Source organism: Actinomycetota bacterium (genome assembly GCA_041658625.1).
GTDB lineage: Bacteria > Actinomycetota > JAHEXW01 > JAHEXW01 > JAHEXW01 > JBAZZW01.
The window spans coordinates 850,798-868,488 of record JBAZZW010000001.1; the positions used below are offsets into that span (position 1 = coordinate 850,798).

Below are 17,691 nucleotides of genomic sequence, written 5' to 3' on the forward strand. Positions count from 1 at the left end.
GCAGACTATTTTAGTTCTTCGAGGCAGGCGCCGCAGATTTGTTTGCCTTTGTATTCGGTGAGGTTGTCCTCGTTCTGGCAGAAAACGCAGTGCGGCTCGTATTTCTGCAGGACGATTTTGTCGTCTTCGACGTAGATCTCGATTTCGTCGTCAGGGGAGATGCCGAAGATGCGTCTGAGTTCCATGGGAATAACGATTCTGCCGAGATCATCCAATTTGCGAACAATTCCCGTAGACTTCAAAATACCCCCAACAGAATCGAAATAATAAATAATATTTAAGAAATAAGAGACAGCACGCGGAACAAGTATATTGTTTCTTATTTATTATTTGCAGTCCGGCGAGCCGGATTGCACCTTGACACCAATTTATGCAGATTATATGGTAGTTTACGAATCAAAGTCAATATGACCAGGCATCTAAAGGACCTATCAAAATGGACAAGTTCTACGTCACCACCCCTATCTATTATGTAAACGATATTCCGCATATCGGCCACAGTTATACGACGATTGCCGCCGACGTGCTAGCCCGCTGGCATCGTCAGCGCGGCGAAGAAGTCTTCTTCCTGACCGGCACAGATGAACACGGGGCAAAGGTCGCGCAGTCAGCCGCCGCGGCCGGGTTGGAACCCAAGGAGTTCTGCGACCAGGTATCGGCCAGGTTTATCGCCGTGTGGCGGGCGCTCAACATCTCTAACGACGCTTTCATCAGGACGACGGACAAAGCGCATGTTGAAGCCGTCGAGAAATTCCTGACCGAGCTAAACAACAGAGGCTTTATCTATAAGGGTGAATACACCGGGCTGTATTGCGTCGGCTGCGAGCGATACTATTCGCGCGACGAGTTAGACGAGGGAAAATGCCCGCTTCATAACAAGGAATGCGAGATCGTTTCGGAAGAGACCTACTTCTTCAAACTCTCGGATTTCACGGACAAGATTCTTGGGGCGATAGAGTCAGGCGAGTTCAGCATCGAACCGCCCGAACGGAAGAACGAAATCGTCAGCTTCCTGAAACTGGAAGGTCTGACCGACTTGGCCATTTCCCGCAGCAAGGTGGAGTGGGGCATCCCGCTGCCCTTCGATCCATCGCACACAGCGTATGTCTGGACGGATGCGCTACTAAACTACATCACCGGAGTCGGCTGGCCCTCCGATAAAGACAGATTCGCCAGGCTGTGGCCGGCTGACATCCAGCTGATGGCCAAGGATATCCTGCGCGTTCACGCGACCATTTGGCCGGCTATGCTGTTGGCGCTGGACATCCCTATGCCTAAACGAATGGTCATCCACGGCTTCTTCACCGTTGACGGCCAAAAAATGAGCAAAAGCCTAGGCAATGCCGTCGACCCGACCGCGTTGTCCGAGACTTATTCGGTCGACGGTCTGCGGTATTTCATATTAAGGGAGTTCGGATTCGGCCAGGACGGTGATTTCTCACTGGCGCGTTTGCATGAACGGTATAACAAGGACCTGGCCAATGACCTCGGAAATCTGGTCAGCCGGGTGCTGGCCATGGTGGAGAAATACCAGGCCGGAATGGTCCAAGAACCGTCCGGCCAAATCGAGGCCGTCGACGACAAGTTAAAAGAAACCGTTATGGCGGCTTTTACCGAAAGCTCCGCGGCGCTGGAGAAAGTCGCCTTCAACGAGGCCTTAGCCGCCGTGTGGCAGGCGGTCGGCGAAGCCAACCGTTATGTGGATAACACCGCGCCATGGGCCTTGGATAAGGCAGGAGAGGTGGAGCGGCTGCGCACCGTTCTTTATAACGCGGTCGAGGCGGTCAGACTGATTGCCAGGCTCATATCGCCCTTTATCCCCGAGACGGCCCAGAAGGTCGGCGAGATGTTAGGGACGCCCCCCGACAGCCCGGCCGAGTGGGGCTGGTTCCCAAAGAACACAAAGGTCAGAAAGGGAGAATCCCTCTTCCCGCGCCTCTAGAAGTTGCCGAAACAGGCATATTGGCGTAGAATTATACCCCTATTCAAGGAGGGATTGCGTATCCGCAAAAAAACGCCGTTTCGGCTGTTCATATTTGTATCCGCCTTTCTTCTAGCTACAACCAATCCGCTTATGTACGCTCTCGGCGTTACCGAGTCCGAGGCGCAGTCCGAACTGGAAGACGCCAACGTCTACCTGGTGACGGCGACGCGCCAATACCACGAGACGGCCGCGGAAGTCGAACGCGTCGATAGCCATATCGCCGAGGTCGAGAAGGAAATACAAGAGCTCAACCGTAACTTTGACGAGACGAACAAGGCCATGAACAACAGGCTTAAGACCATTTATAAATATAGTGATTTCAGCGCGCTCGAGCTGATTCTGGGGAGCGCCGATTTTGACGATTTCAGCCAAAGGATGGAGCTATTGTCGCGGCTGGCGTTCAGCGATTCCCGGCTTATGAAGACGGCCTCGGAGAACAAAGCGATTTTGGAGAGCAAGAAAGCCGAGCTGGCCGCTGAACGTGCCAACCGTCTGGCAGCGCTGGCCGACCTAGGCGGGAAGACGCGGGATATCGAAAACCAGGTGCGCGAGAAACACGAAGCTCTGGCTGCCGCGCAAGCGGCCGCGCAATCCCCCGGCAACCCCGTGGCGGAGCCGGCCGAACCGGCTCACCTTGATAGACCCCTATCCGGACGGAGCGAAACAGGCGACGCCAGCTACTACTACTATACCGGCGGATATACCGCGGCTCACAAGACTTTACCCTATGGCACCATGGTGCGCGTCACCAATCTTAGAAACGGCGCCCAAGTATGGGTGGAGATCGTCGACCGGGGGCCTTGGGGTCCGGGACGTGTCATCGACCTGGAGGAAGTTGCTTTCGCGGCTATCTCCGACCTGGGCGCGGGCGTTATTCCGGTAATGATTGAGTGGTAGACGAGAAGAACATATGGGCCAGTGACGGGGTCAGACCCCTTCACATATGTCCAGGGGTCTGACCCCTGGTCTCAAGACAACAAGGAGGGGTTAATCAGTGCCGATAGTTAATCCCTCGACCACGAAAGAAATCCTTAAAAAACACAGCATTCATCTCACAAAAAGACTCGGCCAGCATTTTCTGATTGATGCCAACATCCTGGACAAGGAAATCGCCGCCGCGGGTTTGACCTCGGAGGACACAGTTTTAGAGATCGGACCGGGCATCGGCACGCTAACCGAGGCCTTGTCCAAACACGCCGGCCGCGTCGTCGCGGTGGAGTATGACAACCGGTTTATAGCGATCTTGAAAGAGACTCTGGGCGGGCGCGACAACATAAAGGTCATCCAGGCCGACGCCATGGACACTGACCTCAACTCCCTCGGCGCGAACGTCATGGTGTCAAACCTGCCCTACAATGTCGGTACGGCCGTTATTACGAAAGTCCTCCAGGATGTTCCCGACATAACCCGAATGGTCGTCATGCTGCAGAAAGAAATGGTCAACAGACTGGCGGCCGGACCCGGCAGCAAAGACTACGGGGTTTTGGCCATATCCGCGGGGTGTTATGCTCGAACCACGATTGTGGCTGAGGTAAAAAGAAACTCCTTTTTGCCGCCGCCGGACGTCGATTCAGCCATTGCTGTTCTTGATCGGCGACCGCGACCGCAATTCGGCTCGGAGACGGCCGCGTTTATCGCCTTTGTGAAAGGACTTTTTGCGGTTCGCCGGAAAACAGTTAAAAAGGCTTTGACTATAGGCGAGACCGCTGTTTCCACGGCCATGGCGACCGCGGCGGTAACAAAATCCGGGCTGGATCCGACCGCCCGCGCAGAGACAATGTCTGCCGAAGAGCTATGGCGTTTGTATGAAATGTTACAAAATGCCAGGTCTTGACATTCTAGCAGATAGTGATAGAATTCCCATAGATAAAAAAGGAAAGGACGCCAATGATTGTCCAAGCTCTTCCGCAGCAAGAAGCGATCTGCCGGATCAAGCAGGAGCTTAGCGCCCAAATAGGCAAACGTATCAAGCTAAGCGCAATCAAAAGCCGCGGGGCGTTATGGGAGAGAGAAGGAACCCTAGAGGAAATCTACCCCAACCTTTTTATCGTTGAAATCGAGGAAGCGACCTGTCTTCGCAAGATTTCTTATTCCTACGCCGACGTTTTTACGAAAAACATCAAGATGACCTGCTGTGAAACCGGCGAAGACCTTTTCCCCTGGCTGCCAGACAGATTCTAATTTTCGCATCATAGGGGGCCTCTCTTGCTTAAGTTTATCGCGCGGGCCAAGATCAATCTATACCTAGACGTTGCTGACAAGCGGCCTGACGGATTCCACGAGGTCAAAACTGTTCTTCAGAGTGTAACGCTGGCTGACGAAATCATGTTCACGCCCAATGAATCCGGCATTGAAGTCGCCTATGGCGACTTTGGCAAATGTGATTTCCATAATGATCTGATTATTCAAGCCTGGGAGGCGCTGGCGGCGCTGACCGGCCACGATGCCTGTTTTACGGCTGACGTGAAGAAGGTTATTCCCGCGGCGGCAGGATTGGGCGGCGGCAGCGCCGACGCGGCGGCCGCGCTCATCGGCCTAAACAAACTCTACGGATTGGGTTTGGATCAGGCGGACCTTAGGCGGATCGCCGAAGATATCGGCGCCGACGTTCCGTTCTTCCTCACAGGGGGGACTATGGAGGGAACCGGCGCGGGAGAGACGCTAAAGCCCCTGCCGGCCATGCCGGACTGCGAAATCGTTATCCTTAAACCGTCCGTCGATGTCAGCACGGGGCGCGCTTATCAGGATTTTGACGAAGCAGGCACGGCCGCGGACGAACATAAACCGGGCCTCGACGCCCTGGAATCAGCCTTATCAAACGGCGACTACGGACAGATCTGCGAGTCTCTTTTTAACGCGTTTGAGCCTGTCATTATGGGCAAATATCCGGCCATCAGAGCGGCCAAAGAGGCCGCGCTGGCAGCCGGCGCCGACGCGGCCTTGATGTCCGGCAGCGGGTCGACGGTGTTCGCGCTAACAAGGTCATCCGGTATCGTTGAGGATATTATCTCGGCCGGCGAGGAGACGGGCGCTCAAGCCTATCGGGCCAAACCTTGCAACGTAGCAGTCGTAGAGGTAGATTAGTAACACTACAAGTAACAACCGGCGGTTGACTTCTATGAGTACAACAATAGACGCGGTTATTCTAGGCGGCGGCAAGATTAAGCAAGCGGCAGGTGAAACGCTTTCCGCCAGCGCCGAAGTGGTCGGGAAGGGTCTCATCAGGCTTAGCGGCCGGGAGATGATCGAGTATGTAATAGACGCGTTGAAGAACGTCGAACGCGTCCGCCGGATTGTTGTCGTCGCCCCCGAGTCGGCCCTCCATGAAAGCTGGTCAAGCTGTGTCGACGCCGTTATTCCTACTGTCGGTTCCGCAGTCGACAACGGTGTGGAGGCCCTCAAATACCTCAAGGAAAACAGCCCCGGTCTGACCAAATACGTACTCTTCATGACCTGCGACATCCCGCTTATTACAACCGAGGCGATCGATGACTTTCTCGACCGGTGCCAGACCACGAACGACGACGTCTATTATCCCGTTATCTTAAGAGAAGTTGTTGAGGCCAAATATCCGGAGACCAAAAGGACGTACGCGAAACTTCGGGGCGCGACAATTACCGGCGGCAACTTTGCCCTGATGGAGCCGGAGGTAATTCTAGCTAACCTGAATCTGCTGGAGGACGCATATAGCGCCCGTAAGAGCGTCTTTCAAACACTGAGACTACTCGGGCCCAAGATGATCGTTAAGTTTCTTACCAGGACGCTCACCCTTTCCGATATTGAGAAACGCGTGACTAAGATTATTAACGCCAGAGCGAAGACCATCGTCACTCCATATCCGGAAGTCGGAGTGGACGTGGATAAACCGGAAGACTTGAAACTTGTTAGCAAACTAATGGCTGACGCCAGAACCTAGAACCATCAGGGGGCGCAACACAAGCAAGAAGGGGGAGAACGACATGAGGGTCACAGCGGTGTCGATGAGAGTCGTCGAGCGGGAGAAGGTAAAAGCCTTCGCCTCTATCACCCTGGACGACGAGTTTGTCGTCCACGACCTTAGAATCATCGAAGGGCAGAAGGGGCTGTTCGTCGCCATGCCCAGCCGCAAACTTCCTAACGGAGAGTTCCGCGACGTCGCCCACCCGATAAAACCGGAGGTCCGCGAGATGATACAGACCGCGGTTTTAGAGGAGTTTGAGCGCCGCAAGGAAGAAGGGCCGGAAATCCCGACGACCATTGAAGAAGCGGAATTCGTCCCGAAGCAAGAGGTCGCCCAAACAGCCGAATAGATAATCCCCAAACCCCGCCGCCGCCTTTTCCTTTATAATTGGAACGTGGTGGGGCGTGGCCAAGTGGTAAGGCGCGGGACTTTGGCTCCCGGATCGGAGGTTCGAATCCTCCCGCCCCAGCCAAGATAGAGGCTCTCGGCCTAGCAGCGTTAGCTCCTCTCGGCCGCACAATATGCTTTTCATTTTGCCTGCTTATACCGATAATAAGAAAGTGTATCAGTCTTAGAAGCGGGTAAAATATGACACTTGAGCGTAAAATCGATTGCGTGTTCGACAACCGCGAAACCGAGCGGTCGCTTCAGATTCTGCTAGACAGTTTCCCCTACTACGCCCTAATCGTTGACGAGGACCACCGAATAGTTCTTGCCAACAAAACAACCCTCAAGGGACTGAAAAAGACCGTGGAAGATATTCGAGGAACTTATTGCCCGAAGATCATTCACGGATTAGACGACGTGTTTCCGGGATGTCCGCTGGAAGAGGCGGCACAGGCAGACAAGCCTGTCGAGCGAGACTTGCAGGATAATAAAACGGGGCGATGGATGCGTTCGGTCATCTATCCGATGAAGCAAAGGACAGTCGGGGACAGACGAGTTTTCTTTCATACGGCGCAGGATATTACCGTCTACCAGGAAGCCGAGGAGGGACGCCGGGAGAACTCGCGCTTGTTGGAGCTCGCCTTTGACGATATGATCGCCGCCCTGGCGGCCACAGTCAGAACCCGTGACCCTTATTCAGCCGAGCATCAAGTCCGAGTGACAAAACTAGCGACCGCGATGGCTGTAGAACTTGGTTTCTCTGAATACCAGGTTAAGGGCGTCGAGATGGCGGCTGCCGTACACGACATAGGAAGACTTTACGTCCCGACGGACGTTCTCAATAAAACAGGACCCTACTTGCCGATTGAACGCGAGATAATGCAGACTCATTGTCAATACGGCTACGACATCCTCAAAGGAATTCACTTCAAGCAGCATGTACCGGAGACCGTACTCCAGCATCACGAGAGACTGGACGGATCCGGTTATCCCAACAGCTTATCCGGCGACCAGATATTCAAGGAAGCACGAATCATCTCCGTCGCTGACGTAGCGGAGGCGATGCAGTCTCACCGACCTTACCGGCCGTGTTTTAGCAGGGAATTGGCTCTGGCCGAAATCACAGACAATAAGGGAAGGCTTTATGACCCTGAAGCCGTTGACGCTTGCGTATTTCTGTTTAGCGAAGGCGGCTTCGAATTCTAAGACGCGCGGCGGACAAACTAAAGCATGCATAGGTGATATGCCGATAATATCACGGTGGGCGGCAGCGGAGGCAAAATGAGCGTTCGCTTAATAAGCGATTCTGATAACTCTCAAACGATCGAGATTTTGCTGGAAGAGATACTCGGCAGGATCGCGGAAGCCGTATTCGTAATCGACAAGCAAGGCCGTTTCTTATATGTGAATCGCGCGGCCTATGAAGACCGCGGTTATTCCAAAGAGGAATTCCTGAAACTCAACGTAAGGGATATCAACCTTCCGGAGCGCGCCAAGTTAGTCCAGGCCAGAATCAACGAAGTCAAACGTAACGGCCAGACCACTTTTGAGACGGTCCATGTTCGTAAGGACGGCTCAACGTTTCCCGTAGAGATCACCTCCAGGATGATCAGAGCCGGTGAAGTAGCCGGCATGATTGCCGTCGCCCGCGACATCAGCTGGCGTCTGAAAGAAGAAGAACAGCTTAAGGCTTCAGAGGAGAAATACCGGGACTTGTTCGAGGACAGCCCGCTGGCGATATTTAAAACGACCGCGGACGGGAGAATCGAGATGGCCAACAGTGCACTTGCCAGGATGCTGGGGTATGAGACGTCCGAAGAGCTCATAGCCAAGGTGCCGAATGTGGACGCCACCTACATAGATCCGTCGTCAAGAGATAAACTCTATAAAATAATCGGGGAGCAAGGCACGGTAAGAAACTTTGAAACGGCGCTCAGAAGGAAAGACGGCAGCATATTCTGGGGAGCGCTAAACGCGCGCGCCATCCGGGGAAACAAAGGAGAGATAGCGGGTGTCGAAGGACAAGCGCTCGATATTTCAGACCGCAAAGCGGCGGAAATCGAAATAATGGAATACCAGCGCCTTCTGGAAGGGATTCTGAGCAGCTCGGACGCGCCCATTTTCTCTATTGATAACAATGGGAGATATTCGAGTTTCAATAAGGCTCATGCCGACGCCATAAAGTTGTCTTATGGAGCCGATATTGAGATGGGCAAAAAGATTTTTGACTATCTTTCTGTCAAAGCGGACAAGCAGAACGCGATGGCCAACTTCAAACGCGTTCTCAAAGGCGAACGATTTTCCGAAGTGACCAAATACGGAGACGACAAGAAATCCAGACTGTATTTCGAGATGACCTATAATCCGATTCTTGATGACGAAGGCAAGGTGGTAGGCGCCAGCGTTTACGCCAGAAATATCACCGAAAGACGACGAGCCGAAGCCGCTTTACGCGAAAGCGAGGAGAGATATAGGAGCGTTTTTGAAAACACGACTGTCGGGGTGATCAGGACAGGCGCTGACGGATCACTGTTGTCGTCCAATCCGGCGTTCGCTCAAATGCTCGGATATAAAACAACCGAAGAGTTGATAAACGCGGTGCCTAATGTAAGAGCGCTATATGTTGACCCGGGACAGCGTAAAAGGTTGCTTGTCATCCTGAACGACAAGGTTGTCGCCAACGATTACCCGATTGAACTTAAGCGGAAAGACGGCAGCGTTTGCTCGATTTCAGTGAATGTCAGGGCCATAAAAGACAAAACTGGTAAGGTAATCGCCCTCGAAGGTTTGCTGGTTGATATCACCCAGCGGCGGCAAGCGGAAGAGCAGCTGAAGGAAGCGCACGGTAAACTTGAGGCGACGCTGAGGGCGATTCCGGACCTTATGTTCGAAGTGGACACGAAAGGTCAGATATACGACTATCACGCACCAGCTAACGAACTGCTTTATGCTCCGCCGGAAACTTTCGTAGGGAAAAACGTTTCCAAAGTTTTACCAGAGCCGGCGGCATACATATGTATGGAGGCGATCTCTAAAGCCACCGCACACGGCTGGTCTCGCGGCGCCACGTATATGCTTGACCTGCCAAAGGCGGGAAAGCGATGGTTTGAACTGTCAATCGACACAAAAAAACACGACAGCAAAAAAATCGAACGGCTGTTGGTTATTTCCCGGGACATTACCGACCGGGTCCTGGCGGAAGAATCCATAAAACACGAGCGCGACACGGCGCAAATGTATCTTGATATTGTTGACACTGTCGTCGTTGCCGTCAACGCAGAGGGCAACGTCATAATGATCAATAAATACGGTGCGGACCTCCTTGGATATACCGAGGAAGAAATCATCGGCAAACCGTGGTTAACCACGTTTATCCCTTACCATGAGCGAGCGCTCGTCGAGGGCATGTTTGAGCGTATTGCCAAGGGAGAAAAGGCCGTCGAGTCTTACGACAACACGGTATTACGCAAGAACGGTGAGGAACGTTTGATCAACTGGCGGCATAGGTTCGTGAACGACGACAAAGGCAAACTCAAATTTGTTGTCAGTTCAGGCGTAGATATAACTGACATTCATAAAGCCCGCTATGAGGTCCGGCAGAGCTATTCGCAGCTACAGTCGATCGTAGACGGCATTATAAAAGCGCTCGCCATGACGGTTGAAACACGCGATCCGTACACTGCCGGCCATCAACGGCGCGTCGCGCAGCTGGCGGTCGCGATGGCGGAGGTTCTTGGCTGGAAAGAGATTCAGATCAAGGGCTTGGAAATGGCGGCGACAATCCACGATATCGGTAAGATGTATGTACCAGCCGAGATACTCAATAAACCGGGCAAGCTGGACGCGGTTGAATTTGAGCTGATCAAATTGCACTCCGCGGCAGGTTATAATATCGTCAAAGACATCGAGTTCGTCGAGCCGGTCGCCGATATGGTCCGGCAGCACCACGAACGGCTTGACGGATCCGGCTACCCGGACGGACTTAAACATCAGGATATCGTCCCGGGCGCCAAGGTCATGGCTGTCGCCGACGTTGTCGAAGCCATGTCTTCGGACCGGCCGTACCGGCCCGGCCGCGGTCTGAACGCGGCCCTAGAGGAAGTTCAGGACAGAAAGGGCGGGCTCTACGACGCGGAAGCGGTCGAGGCCTGCATGGAACTGTTCGTTAAGGCCAAGTTCAAGTTCGACTAGCGAAAGGGATTATGCGCCGGATGAAGACATGCTAGGCCATGATTGAGCTTTTGTCCTCCGTAATCCCTCTCTCCATCGGGGCGGCTTTTAGCCCTACGGTACTAGCCTTCACACTGGTCATTCTGGGCGGGAAAACAAAGCCGCGCCTGAAAGCCTTAATCATGATCGCGGGTATGTCTATCGCTTTGACCGGTTTGGCTTTGGCCGCGGGGTCGCTGACGGACGTGACAGCTAACACCGAGGTAAAATCGGTTACCTTATGGCTAGACATAGGCTTAGGGATTTTCTTGATAGGTCTAGGATTGAGAAGCATCCTCATCAAGCAGACCGACGTACCGCCGAAACCTCGTCTTAAGAGCGGCGCTAGAGGAGGAAGGAGCGTGGCCGCCTTTGTCCCTATCGGAATCGTCATCATGCTGACTGATTTCTCGTCGATTGTTCTATTTGTCCCGGCGATACGGGACATAACGGCGGCCTCGATAAGCTGGACGGCGAAGCTTCTGGTAGCCGCCATCCCGTTTATCGCAGTTCTAATACCCGCCTCCGTGCCCCTGCTGGCGGTGACCTTCTCGCCGGATAAGGCCGGTCAGGCGCTTCAGAAGTTGAACGTTTGGCTAGCCCGGCACAACCGGACGATCAGCGTCAGCCTGGCCTTCGCGTTCGGAGTGTTTCTTTTGTGGAAAGGCGCCTCAAAAATATTCTGATCCCCTAACGGGAGTTTAATCGGAACGGCGTCTTCTCGCTGCGCCCCCGCCTCCGTACGTGCTTAGGTCGATTACGAAAGCGAAAATCAGAATGAACCACTCAAAAAGACCGGGATTCTTGCCGATCAGGACATAGGCGAGAGTCGTCCACGGCAAGAACAGGATCCCTAGAACCGGGATAAACCAGTTGGGGAAGAGATCGACAAACCTGAACGGATCGGCTAGCCACCAGAAAATCGTCGCCAATCGCGGCAGACCGGCCAGCGCCATCATAATCAGACAACAACCCATGATTCACCCTCCTCTTAGACCAAAACCGGGATAATTATTCTGTGCTTAAGCCAAATGTTGCAGCATAAGCGCTTGCGCCGCAACCATTTTCTCTATTTCAGACCCGTCGACGCTTTCATTCGCGCCGTGGATTAATGCCGCCGCGTCGGAAGCGCCCCACAGGACGAACTCAGCTTGCGGCGCGGCTTCAGCCAGCCTCTGCAGTAGCGGAATCGTGCCGCCCGAGCCGACGTCCGACGGCTCTTTTCCGTAGACTTCGGAGACGGCTCGCCGGGCTGCCGACTGGCCGGGGCCGCCGACAGCCGATGTAAATGCGTCAGCCGCCATCACTTCTTCGACCGTTACTTGCGCTCCCCAGGGAGCCGCTCGTAAAAGGTGCCTCTTCAAAGCGCCGATTGCCTTATTGGGATCTTCACCTGGAGCGATCCTTAGGGATAGCCTGGCCTTGGCCGCCGGTATCAAGGCGTTGCCGGCTTGGCTTGTCGCCGGCGCGTCCAGACCGATAACCGTAACACTCGGTTTGCTCCACAGGCGCGACGCCAGGCTGCCGTCTCCGATCATGACGACACCTGGCAGGAAGCCGGCTAAATCGCGGAAGCGCTCTTCGGGATAGACATCGTCAGGCCAGTCAAACGATTGCAGCCCCTCGACGACGGTGTTTCCCTTTTCGTCCCATAGGGTTCCCAGCAGTTTGATCAGGGCAACCAGCGCGTCCGGCACCGGTCCGCCGAAGATTCCCGAATGCAGCGGTCTGGCAATGGTTTTAACCTCGACGAGACAGACAACCGTACCCCGAAGCGCGGTGGTCAACACGGGGTCGCCGGCAATGATGTTTCCCATATCGGATATCAGCATGACATCCGCTTGAAACAGCTCCGGATGCTTAACGATAAACGGCTCCAGGTTGGAAACGGTTTCTTCTTCTCCCTCTATGACGACCTTTAAATTTACAGGCGGTTTTCCGTCGAAGATTTTAAGGGTGCCGGCGTGGATGACAATCCCGCTTTTGTCGTCCGCCGCCCCGCGGCCGTAAAATCGTCCGTCAGGCTTCTCGGTCAAGCGCCAGGGATCTGTCTCCCAATCTTGTTCCGCCGGCGCGGGTTGGACGTCGTAATGGGCGTATAACAGGACTGTCGGGGAACCCTTGGGACCGGCCGCTTCGGCTGTGACGGCGGGATAGCCCGCGCCGAGGTCTAGCTCGCGGACATTCGCATAACCGGCTTTTTCCAGGATTTTAGCGGTGGCGGCCCGGGCTGCGTCAACCGGCTCCGGCGGAAAACCGGGAAATGGGACGGAAGGCAGTGCGACCAAGTCGGTCAGGTCCTTCATCAACTCGGGTAAAATCAACCGGGCCTTGGTGATGAATTCGTTAACGTTCACCGGCGTCTCCCTTCATTAGCGTAATAACGTGGACCTCCGGCGTGGCGAACAGGCGGAACGGCACAGTGACCATGCCGACGCCGTTTGAGACCAAGATGGGCACCCCGTGTTCCGTCCGCCAACCGGTCCGGTAGCGCTGGCCGAAATGAGTCGGCCTGGTTAACCCCTTGCCAAAAAAGGTCACTTGGCCGCCGTGAGTGTGGCCGGCCAGCGCGAGATTCCATAAATGACCAGACGGCGGCAACGATCTGGCCAGTTCGTCCGGATTGTGCGTAACCAGAATGGCAAAATCATTTCGCTTGACGCCCTTGGCCGCCTTCTTTATATCGGGTCCGGCCGTCCAGAGATCTTCTAAGCCGGCGATGATTATCCGCTCGCTGTTTTTGGCAACGGACAGGTTCTCGTTTTCCAGCAGGGTGATGCCGGCGTTGGCCAAGCCTCTCCTCGCGTTGGCGACGCCTTCCCAGGCGTCATGGTTGCCGAGCACGGCGATTTTCGCCAAATTTGCGCGGAATCGTTTAGCTTCAGGATAAAAAATTTCATCGCCGCGGCGCCGTCCGCCTACGTTATCGCCGCCCAGTATGAGGATATCCGGCGTCAAGCCGTTTACCATATCCACAATACGGGCCATCCGGTCCGGCGACACAAAGGGCCCGGCATGGATATCGGAAACGAAGACAATCCGCGTGCCGTCAAAAGACAAGGGCAGGTACGGGCTGGATACCGAAACTTCCTCCACTCGAACGCGGCGTGCTTTAAGGACGACGGTTGTCAGCCAGGCGGCCGCGACACCCGCCGCGACTCCCGCGATTATGGTTGTTCTTGTCCTTCTAGCCATCGTTTTCCTAGAGTAAGTTGGAGGCCAAACGGCAAGCTGAATAGGTAAACCGTTTGAGCGCGGACGCGCTCATGAGTTCCTCCAAAGTCACTTCCCGGCATTCTTGCAGGTCTTTAATAAAGATGTTTTCTTGTGCCTTGGCCAGGTCTTCATCGTAGATCCAGACCATATTTTCTTTATGCAGCCGCAGGCTGCGGATATCGAGATTCATAGTCCCGATGGAACAGACTTGAGAATCAACAACAAGCGTCTTGGCGTGGAAAAAGCCGGCTTCATAAAGGAATACGCGACCTCCCGCCTCTAGAAATCTAGGCCAGTAGGAATGGGCGGCGCACCAGGCGGTCTTATTGTCGGGCACGCCCGTCATCATCAATCTGGTATCGACGCCGCTTAAAGCCGCTCCGATCATCGCGTCATAGGTGCTGTGGTCGGGAACGAAATAAGGCGACTGCAGCCAGACCCGGTTGGTTGCCCCGGAAATGGCTATGCCGTGGGTGCGGCGGGCCGACTCCCACCAGTCTTCAACACCCTGGGAGACAACCTGTATCATGGTCGCGTCGCCGGAGTTTTCCTCAGGCGCCGGCAGGTATCTTTCGTCTAGAAGGCTTTCGCGTCGGTCATCGTACCAGCGCGCGGCGAATAATCTCTGCAAATCGGCAACACCCTGGCCCGTGATTCGCAGGTGAGTGTCCCGCCAGGAGTCGTATTTGGGTTTACCGTCGATATATTCCTGGCCCATGTTCATGCCGCCCGTGTAACCGATATCACCGTCGATTATGACTATTTTGCGGTGGTTGCGGTAGTTGATCTTGTTAACGTTTCTTATATCTGGCGAGTAGTCCGCTCCGGCCCGCCCGAGTTTCTTGATTTCATCCTTTTTGTACGAAAGACTGCCGGCGAAATCGTACATGATGCGGACCTCGACGCCGTTATTCAACCGGTCCAGAAGGATCTCCGTGATCTCCCCTGTCAGCTTGTCATGCTCCCAAATGAAATACTGCAGGTGAATAAACTTTTTAGCCGAGGCCAGATCCTTCTTTAGAGCGGCGAATTTCTCGGCGCCGGACGGATAGATCGTGATATCGCGGACGGGCAGCGGTTTGACGCCGTTCTCCTTTTCAATGCTGTGAATGATCCTGTTAACGAAGGAGCCGTCGTAACGTTTCCTTAAGGCTTGCCGCATATCCGAATGGCGTTCGTAGACCGGCGGGAGCGCTTCGTTTACCAACGCCCTAAACTCGGCATAACGTTTATGACGGCGCGCCAATGCCGGCCAGTCCCGGCCGAAGAAGAAATAAAAAACAAGGCCGAAAACAGGCAGAACGATGATAAAGATGAGCCACAAGAGCGTTGTCGTCGGCTCCCGGTCCTCGGAAACAATGAATATCAAAACACCCAACCAGTAGAGGACCAGGCAAATTATAATCAGGGATGGCACTGTAGGCATCAGGCTCTCTCCTTGTAAAGCGGGCACCCTAAAAATATCACAGGCGGGACATGTCTAGCCACCCGGCTTACACACCGGCCTTTGTTGAAAGTTGCCGTTTTCCCCTTTAGAATAGAGAGGCGTCCTTATAAGAGGGGGTTTTTGTTTTTATGGACATCGCAGTAGTGCTGCTGGCCGCAGGCCAAGGTACCCGTATGAAATCCGCCCACCCGAAGGTTCTTCATAACCTTTGCGGTAAGGCTATGGTTAGTTATATCGCTGAAGCCGCGGCCGCCATTAAACCGATGACCTTTGTCGCCGTTGTCAGCCCGTCGGCGGCTGAATCGGTTATAGCGGAACTGCCGTCAAAGGCCAAGGTTGTCGTCCAGGACGAGCCTTTGGGCACCGGACACGCCGTGCAAACGGCCGAAACGGCCATACGGGGGTTCGCCGGCACCGTTCTGGTGTTGTGCGGTGATACACCGTTGATAACAGGGCAGACCTTGAAGTCTTTGGTCAAAGCGCACAAAAACCGGCTGGCGGCGGCGACGGTGCTGACCGCAAAGGTTGACGACCCTCACGGTTACGGCCGCATCATCAGGGGCAACGGTGGCGTTAAGAGGATCGTTGAAGAACGTGATACCGATCCGACGGAATCGGTTATAAGAGAGGTCAATACCGGAACATATTGTTTCGACGGGGCCAAGCTTTTCGCCGCTCTGCATAAGATCGAGCCGAACAACTCGCAAAAAGAGCACTATCTGACGGATGTCATCGAGGTCTTTTTCGAAGATAACGAGAAGGTGGCGGCGTTCCAGGTTGAGGACTCAATGGAAACGCTGGGCATTAATTCCCGCGTCCAGCTGGCCGACGCCGAGATGATCATGCAGGCGCGCTTGAACCGGGAGCATATGATGCGCGGCGTTACGTTGATTCACCCGATGCTGACGTATATCGACGCGACCGTGAGTATCGGCAAGGATACGGTGATTTATCCGAACACGTTCTTAACAGGCAAAACAGCTATCGGTGAGGGCTGTCTGCTAGGACCTTCGTGCCAAATAGTTGATTCCCGTGTCGGAGACAACAGCGAAATAACCTTCTCGGTTGTCAGGGAGTCAAAACTGGCCAGCGGAGTTAAAATCGGGCCCTTCGCGAACGTCCGGCCGGGCAGTAAAATCGGCCGGGACGGCAAGGTCGGCAGTTTTGTGGAGATTAAAGCGGCGGAGGTCGGAGCGGACAGCAAGGTGCCTCATTTGTCGTACATCGGTGATACCACGATCGGAGAAGGCGTTAATGTCGGCGCCGGCACGATAACATGCAATTTTGACGGAGCGCGCAAGCACCGCACGATCATCGGGGACAACGCTTTCATCGGTAGTGATACAATACTGGTAGCGCCTGTCAAGGTCGGAAAGGGCGCTTATACAGGGGCTGGGTCAACGATTACCAAGGACGTACCGGACGGCGGGCTCGGCATCGAGCGTTCCGAACAACGTAATTTAGACCGAAAACCCCCAAAGAAATAGACGTTTTAATTGACGATGAGCGAGGTGATGACGTGACCGGCGATTCCCGATTAATGCTTTTTACCGGAACGGCCAATCCCGAATTAGGGCGGGAGATCTCCAGGCATCTTCAGGTCGAACTGGGGCAAGTTCAGTTATCCAGGTTCGCCGATAGTGAGATTTACGTCAGGTTCCTGGAAAGCGTTCGGGGAGCGCATGTCTTCGTCATCCAGTCTTTATGTCAGCCCGTCAACGATAGTCTGATGGAACTGTTGATCATGATGGACGCTCTTAAAAGGGCATCGGCCGGAACCGTGTCCGCTGTCATACCGTATTATGGTTACTCGCGGCAGGACAAGAAGACGCTGGCCAGAGAGGCCATAACCGCCAAACTCGTGGCTGATCTCCTGGTCGTGGCGGGCGCCGACAGGGTTTTGACAATGGATCTGCACGCCGGCCAGATTCAGGGATATTTCGACGTACCGGTAGATCACCTGACAGCCTTACCGATACTGGCGGAGTACTTCAAGGGCAAGGATCTTAAGGACGTGGTAGTCGTCTCGCCGGACGTCGGCCGGGTTAAAACAACCAAGAAACTGGCCGACGCCATGAACGCGGATATGGCCGTCTTAAGCAAACGCCGGCCGTCGCACAATGTCGCCGAGATCGGTTACGTTATCGGCGACGTCAAAGGCAAAAACGCGATTATGGTAGACGACATGATAGACACGGGGGGCAGCGTCTGCCGCGGCGTCGAAGCGCTGAAGAAGGCCGGAGCGAAAGACATATACGTTGGTTGCACGCATCCGATACTTTCGGGAAACGCTATCGATAACCTGAATTTATGCCAGCTCAAGGAGCTTGTGGTCACAAATACGGTGCCGTGCTCCATTGACAAACATATCGACAAGATGACAGTTCTTAGCGTCGGCTCGGTTTTCGCTAAGACGATCAGGAACGTTTATGAGAACAAGTCCGTCAGCGAGATTTTCGGCGGGCACGAACACGTGTAACAAGCAAAAGAGCGCAGAGCGGGGAGCTT

At 54.4% G+C, this 17,691-nt stretch carries 16 protein-coding genes, 1 tRNA gene and 1 pseudogene; 13 read left to right on the forward strand and 5 right to left on the reverse strand.

Going from position 1 to position 17,691, the window contains the following annotated elements:
- Positions 1-5: 5 nt before the first annotated feature.
- The gene (locus WC891_04385) at positions 6-245 is read right to left on the reverse strand and encodes an AbrB/MazE/SpoVT family DNA-binding domain-containing protein (GenBank protein ID MFA5867185.1); all 240 of its coding nucleotides are present in this window, start codon (positions 243-245) and stop codon (positions 6-8) included.
- 161 nt (positions 246-406) lie between these two features.
- Here WC891_04385 and metG point away from each other — a divergent pair.
- The 11 genes and pseudogenes from metG (at position 407) to WC891_04440 (ending at position 11,206) form a co-directional block, all read left to right on the forward strand.
- Positions 407-1,942: pseudogene (gene metG / locus WC891_04390) on the forward strand (methionine--tRNA ligase).
- A 54-nt stretch (positions 1,943-1,996) separates the two neighbouring features.
- A complete protein-coding gene (locus WC891_04395) occupies positions 1,997-2,881 on the forward strand; it encodes an RlpA-like double-psi beta-barrel domain-containing protein (protein MFA5867186.1) in 885 nt (294 codons plus the stop codon).
- A gap of 97 nt (positions 2,882-2,978) precedes the next feature.
- Positions 2,979-3,818, forward strand: coding sequence for a 16S rRNA (adenine(1518)-N(6)/adenine(1519)-N(6))-dimethyltransferase RsmA (gene rsmA, locus WC891_04400; GenBank protein ID MFA5867187.1), 840 nt, complete (start codon positions 2,979-2,981; stop codon positions 3,816-3,818).
- A gap of 53 nt (positions 3,819-3,871) precedes the next feature.
- Positions 3,872-4,165 carry a Veg family protein gene (locus tag WC891_04405; protein MFA5867188.1) on the forward strand — a complete coding sequence of 98 codons (294 nt, stop codon included), beginning with the start codon at positions 3,872-3,874 and terminating at the stop codon, positions 4,163-4,165.
- A 24-nt stretch (positions 4,166-4,189) separates the two neighbouring features.
- On the forward strand, positions 4,190-5,068 hold the full coding sequence (gene ispE, locus WC891_04410) for a 4-(cytidine 5'-diphospho)-2-C-methyl-D-erythritol kinase (GenBank protein MFA5867189.1): 879 nt from the start codon (positions 4,190-4,192) through the stop codon (positions 5,066-5,068).
- Between the two features lie 34 nt (positions 5,069-5,102).
- Positions 5,103-5,900 carry an NTP transferase domain-containing protein gene (locus WC891_04415; GenBank protein MFA5867190.1) on the forward strand — a complete coding sequence of 266 codons (798 nt, stop codon included), beginning with the start codon at positions 5,103-5,105 and terminating at the stop codon, positions 5,898-5,900.
- Positions 5,901-5,943: 43 nt separating this feature from the next.
- Complete coding sequence (gene spoVG, locus WC891_04420) at positions 5,944-6,273, forward strand: septation regulator SpoVG (protein ID MFA5867191.1); 330 nt, start codon at positions 5,944-5,946, stop codon at positions 6,271-6,273.
- Positions 6,274-6,322: 49 nt separating this feature from the next.
- Positions 6,323-6,396, forward strand: a tRNA-Gln gene (locus WC891_04425).
- A gap of 116 nt (positions 6,397-6,512) precedes the next feature.
- Positions 6,513-7,517: an HD domain-containing phosphohydrolase gene (locus WC891_04430; GenBank protein MFA5867192.1), complete on the forward strand. Its 1,005-nt coding sequence runs from the start codon at positions 6,513-6,515 to the stop codon at positions 7,515-7,517.
- 75 nt (positions 7,518-7,592) lie between these two features.
- Entirely contained in the window at positions 7,593-10,502 is a 2,910-nt protein-coding gene (locus WC891_04435) for a PAS domain S-box protein (protein MFA5867193.1), read from the forward strand.
- A 38-nt stretch (positions 10,503-10,540) separates the two neighbouring features.
- Positions 10,541-11,206: a GAP family protein gene (locus WC891_04440; GenBank protein ID MFA5867194.1), complete on the forward strand. Its 666-nt coding sequence runs from the start codon at positions 10,541-10,543 to the stop codon at positions 11,204-11,206.
- 15 nt (positions 11,207-11,221) lie between these two features.
- Here the strand turns inward: WC891_04440 and WC891_04445 are convergent, their stop codons facing one another.
- The 4 genes from WC891_04445 to cls are packed head-to-tail and all read right to left on the reverse strand — an operon-like array spanning position 11,222 to position 15,162.
- Positions 11,222-11,497 carry a hypothetical protein gene (locus tag WC891_04445; protein MFA5867195.1) on the reverse strand — a complete coding sequence of 92 codons (276 nt, stop codon included), beginning with the start codon at positions 11,495-11,497 and terminating at the stop codon, positions 11,222-11,224.
- Between the two features lie 45 nt (positions 11,498-11,542).
- On the reverse strand, positions 11,543-12,877 hold the full coding sequence (locus tag WC891_04450) for a M20/M25/M40 family metallo-hydrolase (GenBank protein ID MFA5867196.1): 1,335 nt from the start codon (positions 12,875-12,877) through the stop codon (positions 11,543-11,545).
- Positions 12,867-13,715, reverse strand: coding sequence for a metallophosphoesterase (locus WC891_04455; protein ID MFA5867197.1), 849 nt, complete (start codon positions 13,713-13,715; stop codon positions 12,867-12,869). Before WC891_04455 ends, WC891_04450 begins: the two co-directional genes overlap by 11 nt.
- Before the next feature lie 7 nt (positions 13,716-13,722).
- A complete protein-coding gene (cls, locus tag WC891_04460) occupies positions 13,723-15,162 on the reverse strand; it encodes a cardiolipin synthase (protein MFA5867198.1) in 1,440 nt (479 codons plus the stop codon).
- Between the two features lie 149 nt (positions 15,163-15,311).
- On the opposite strand from cls, the gene glmU reads away from it, so the two are divergent.
- Positions 15,312-16,670 (forward strand): bifunctional UDP-N-acetylglucosamine diphosphorylase/glucosamine-1-phosphate N-acetyltransferase GlmU, encoded by a 1,359-nt coding sequence (gene glmU, locus WC891_04465; protein MFA5867199.1) that lies wholly within the window; start codon positions 15,312-15,314, stop codon positions 16,668-16,670.
- A 32-nt stretch (positions 16,671-16,702) separates the two neighbouring features.
- On the forward strand, positions 16,703-17,662 hold the full coding sequence (locus WC891_04470) for a ribose-phosphate pyrophosphokinase (GenBank protein MFA5867200.1): 960 nt from the start codon (positions 16,703-16,705) through the stop codon (positions 17,660-17,662).
- Positions 17,663-17,691 lie beyond the last annotated feature (29 nt).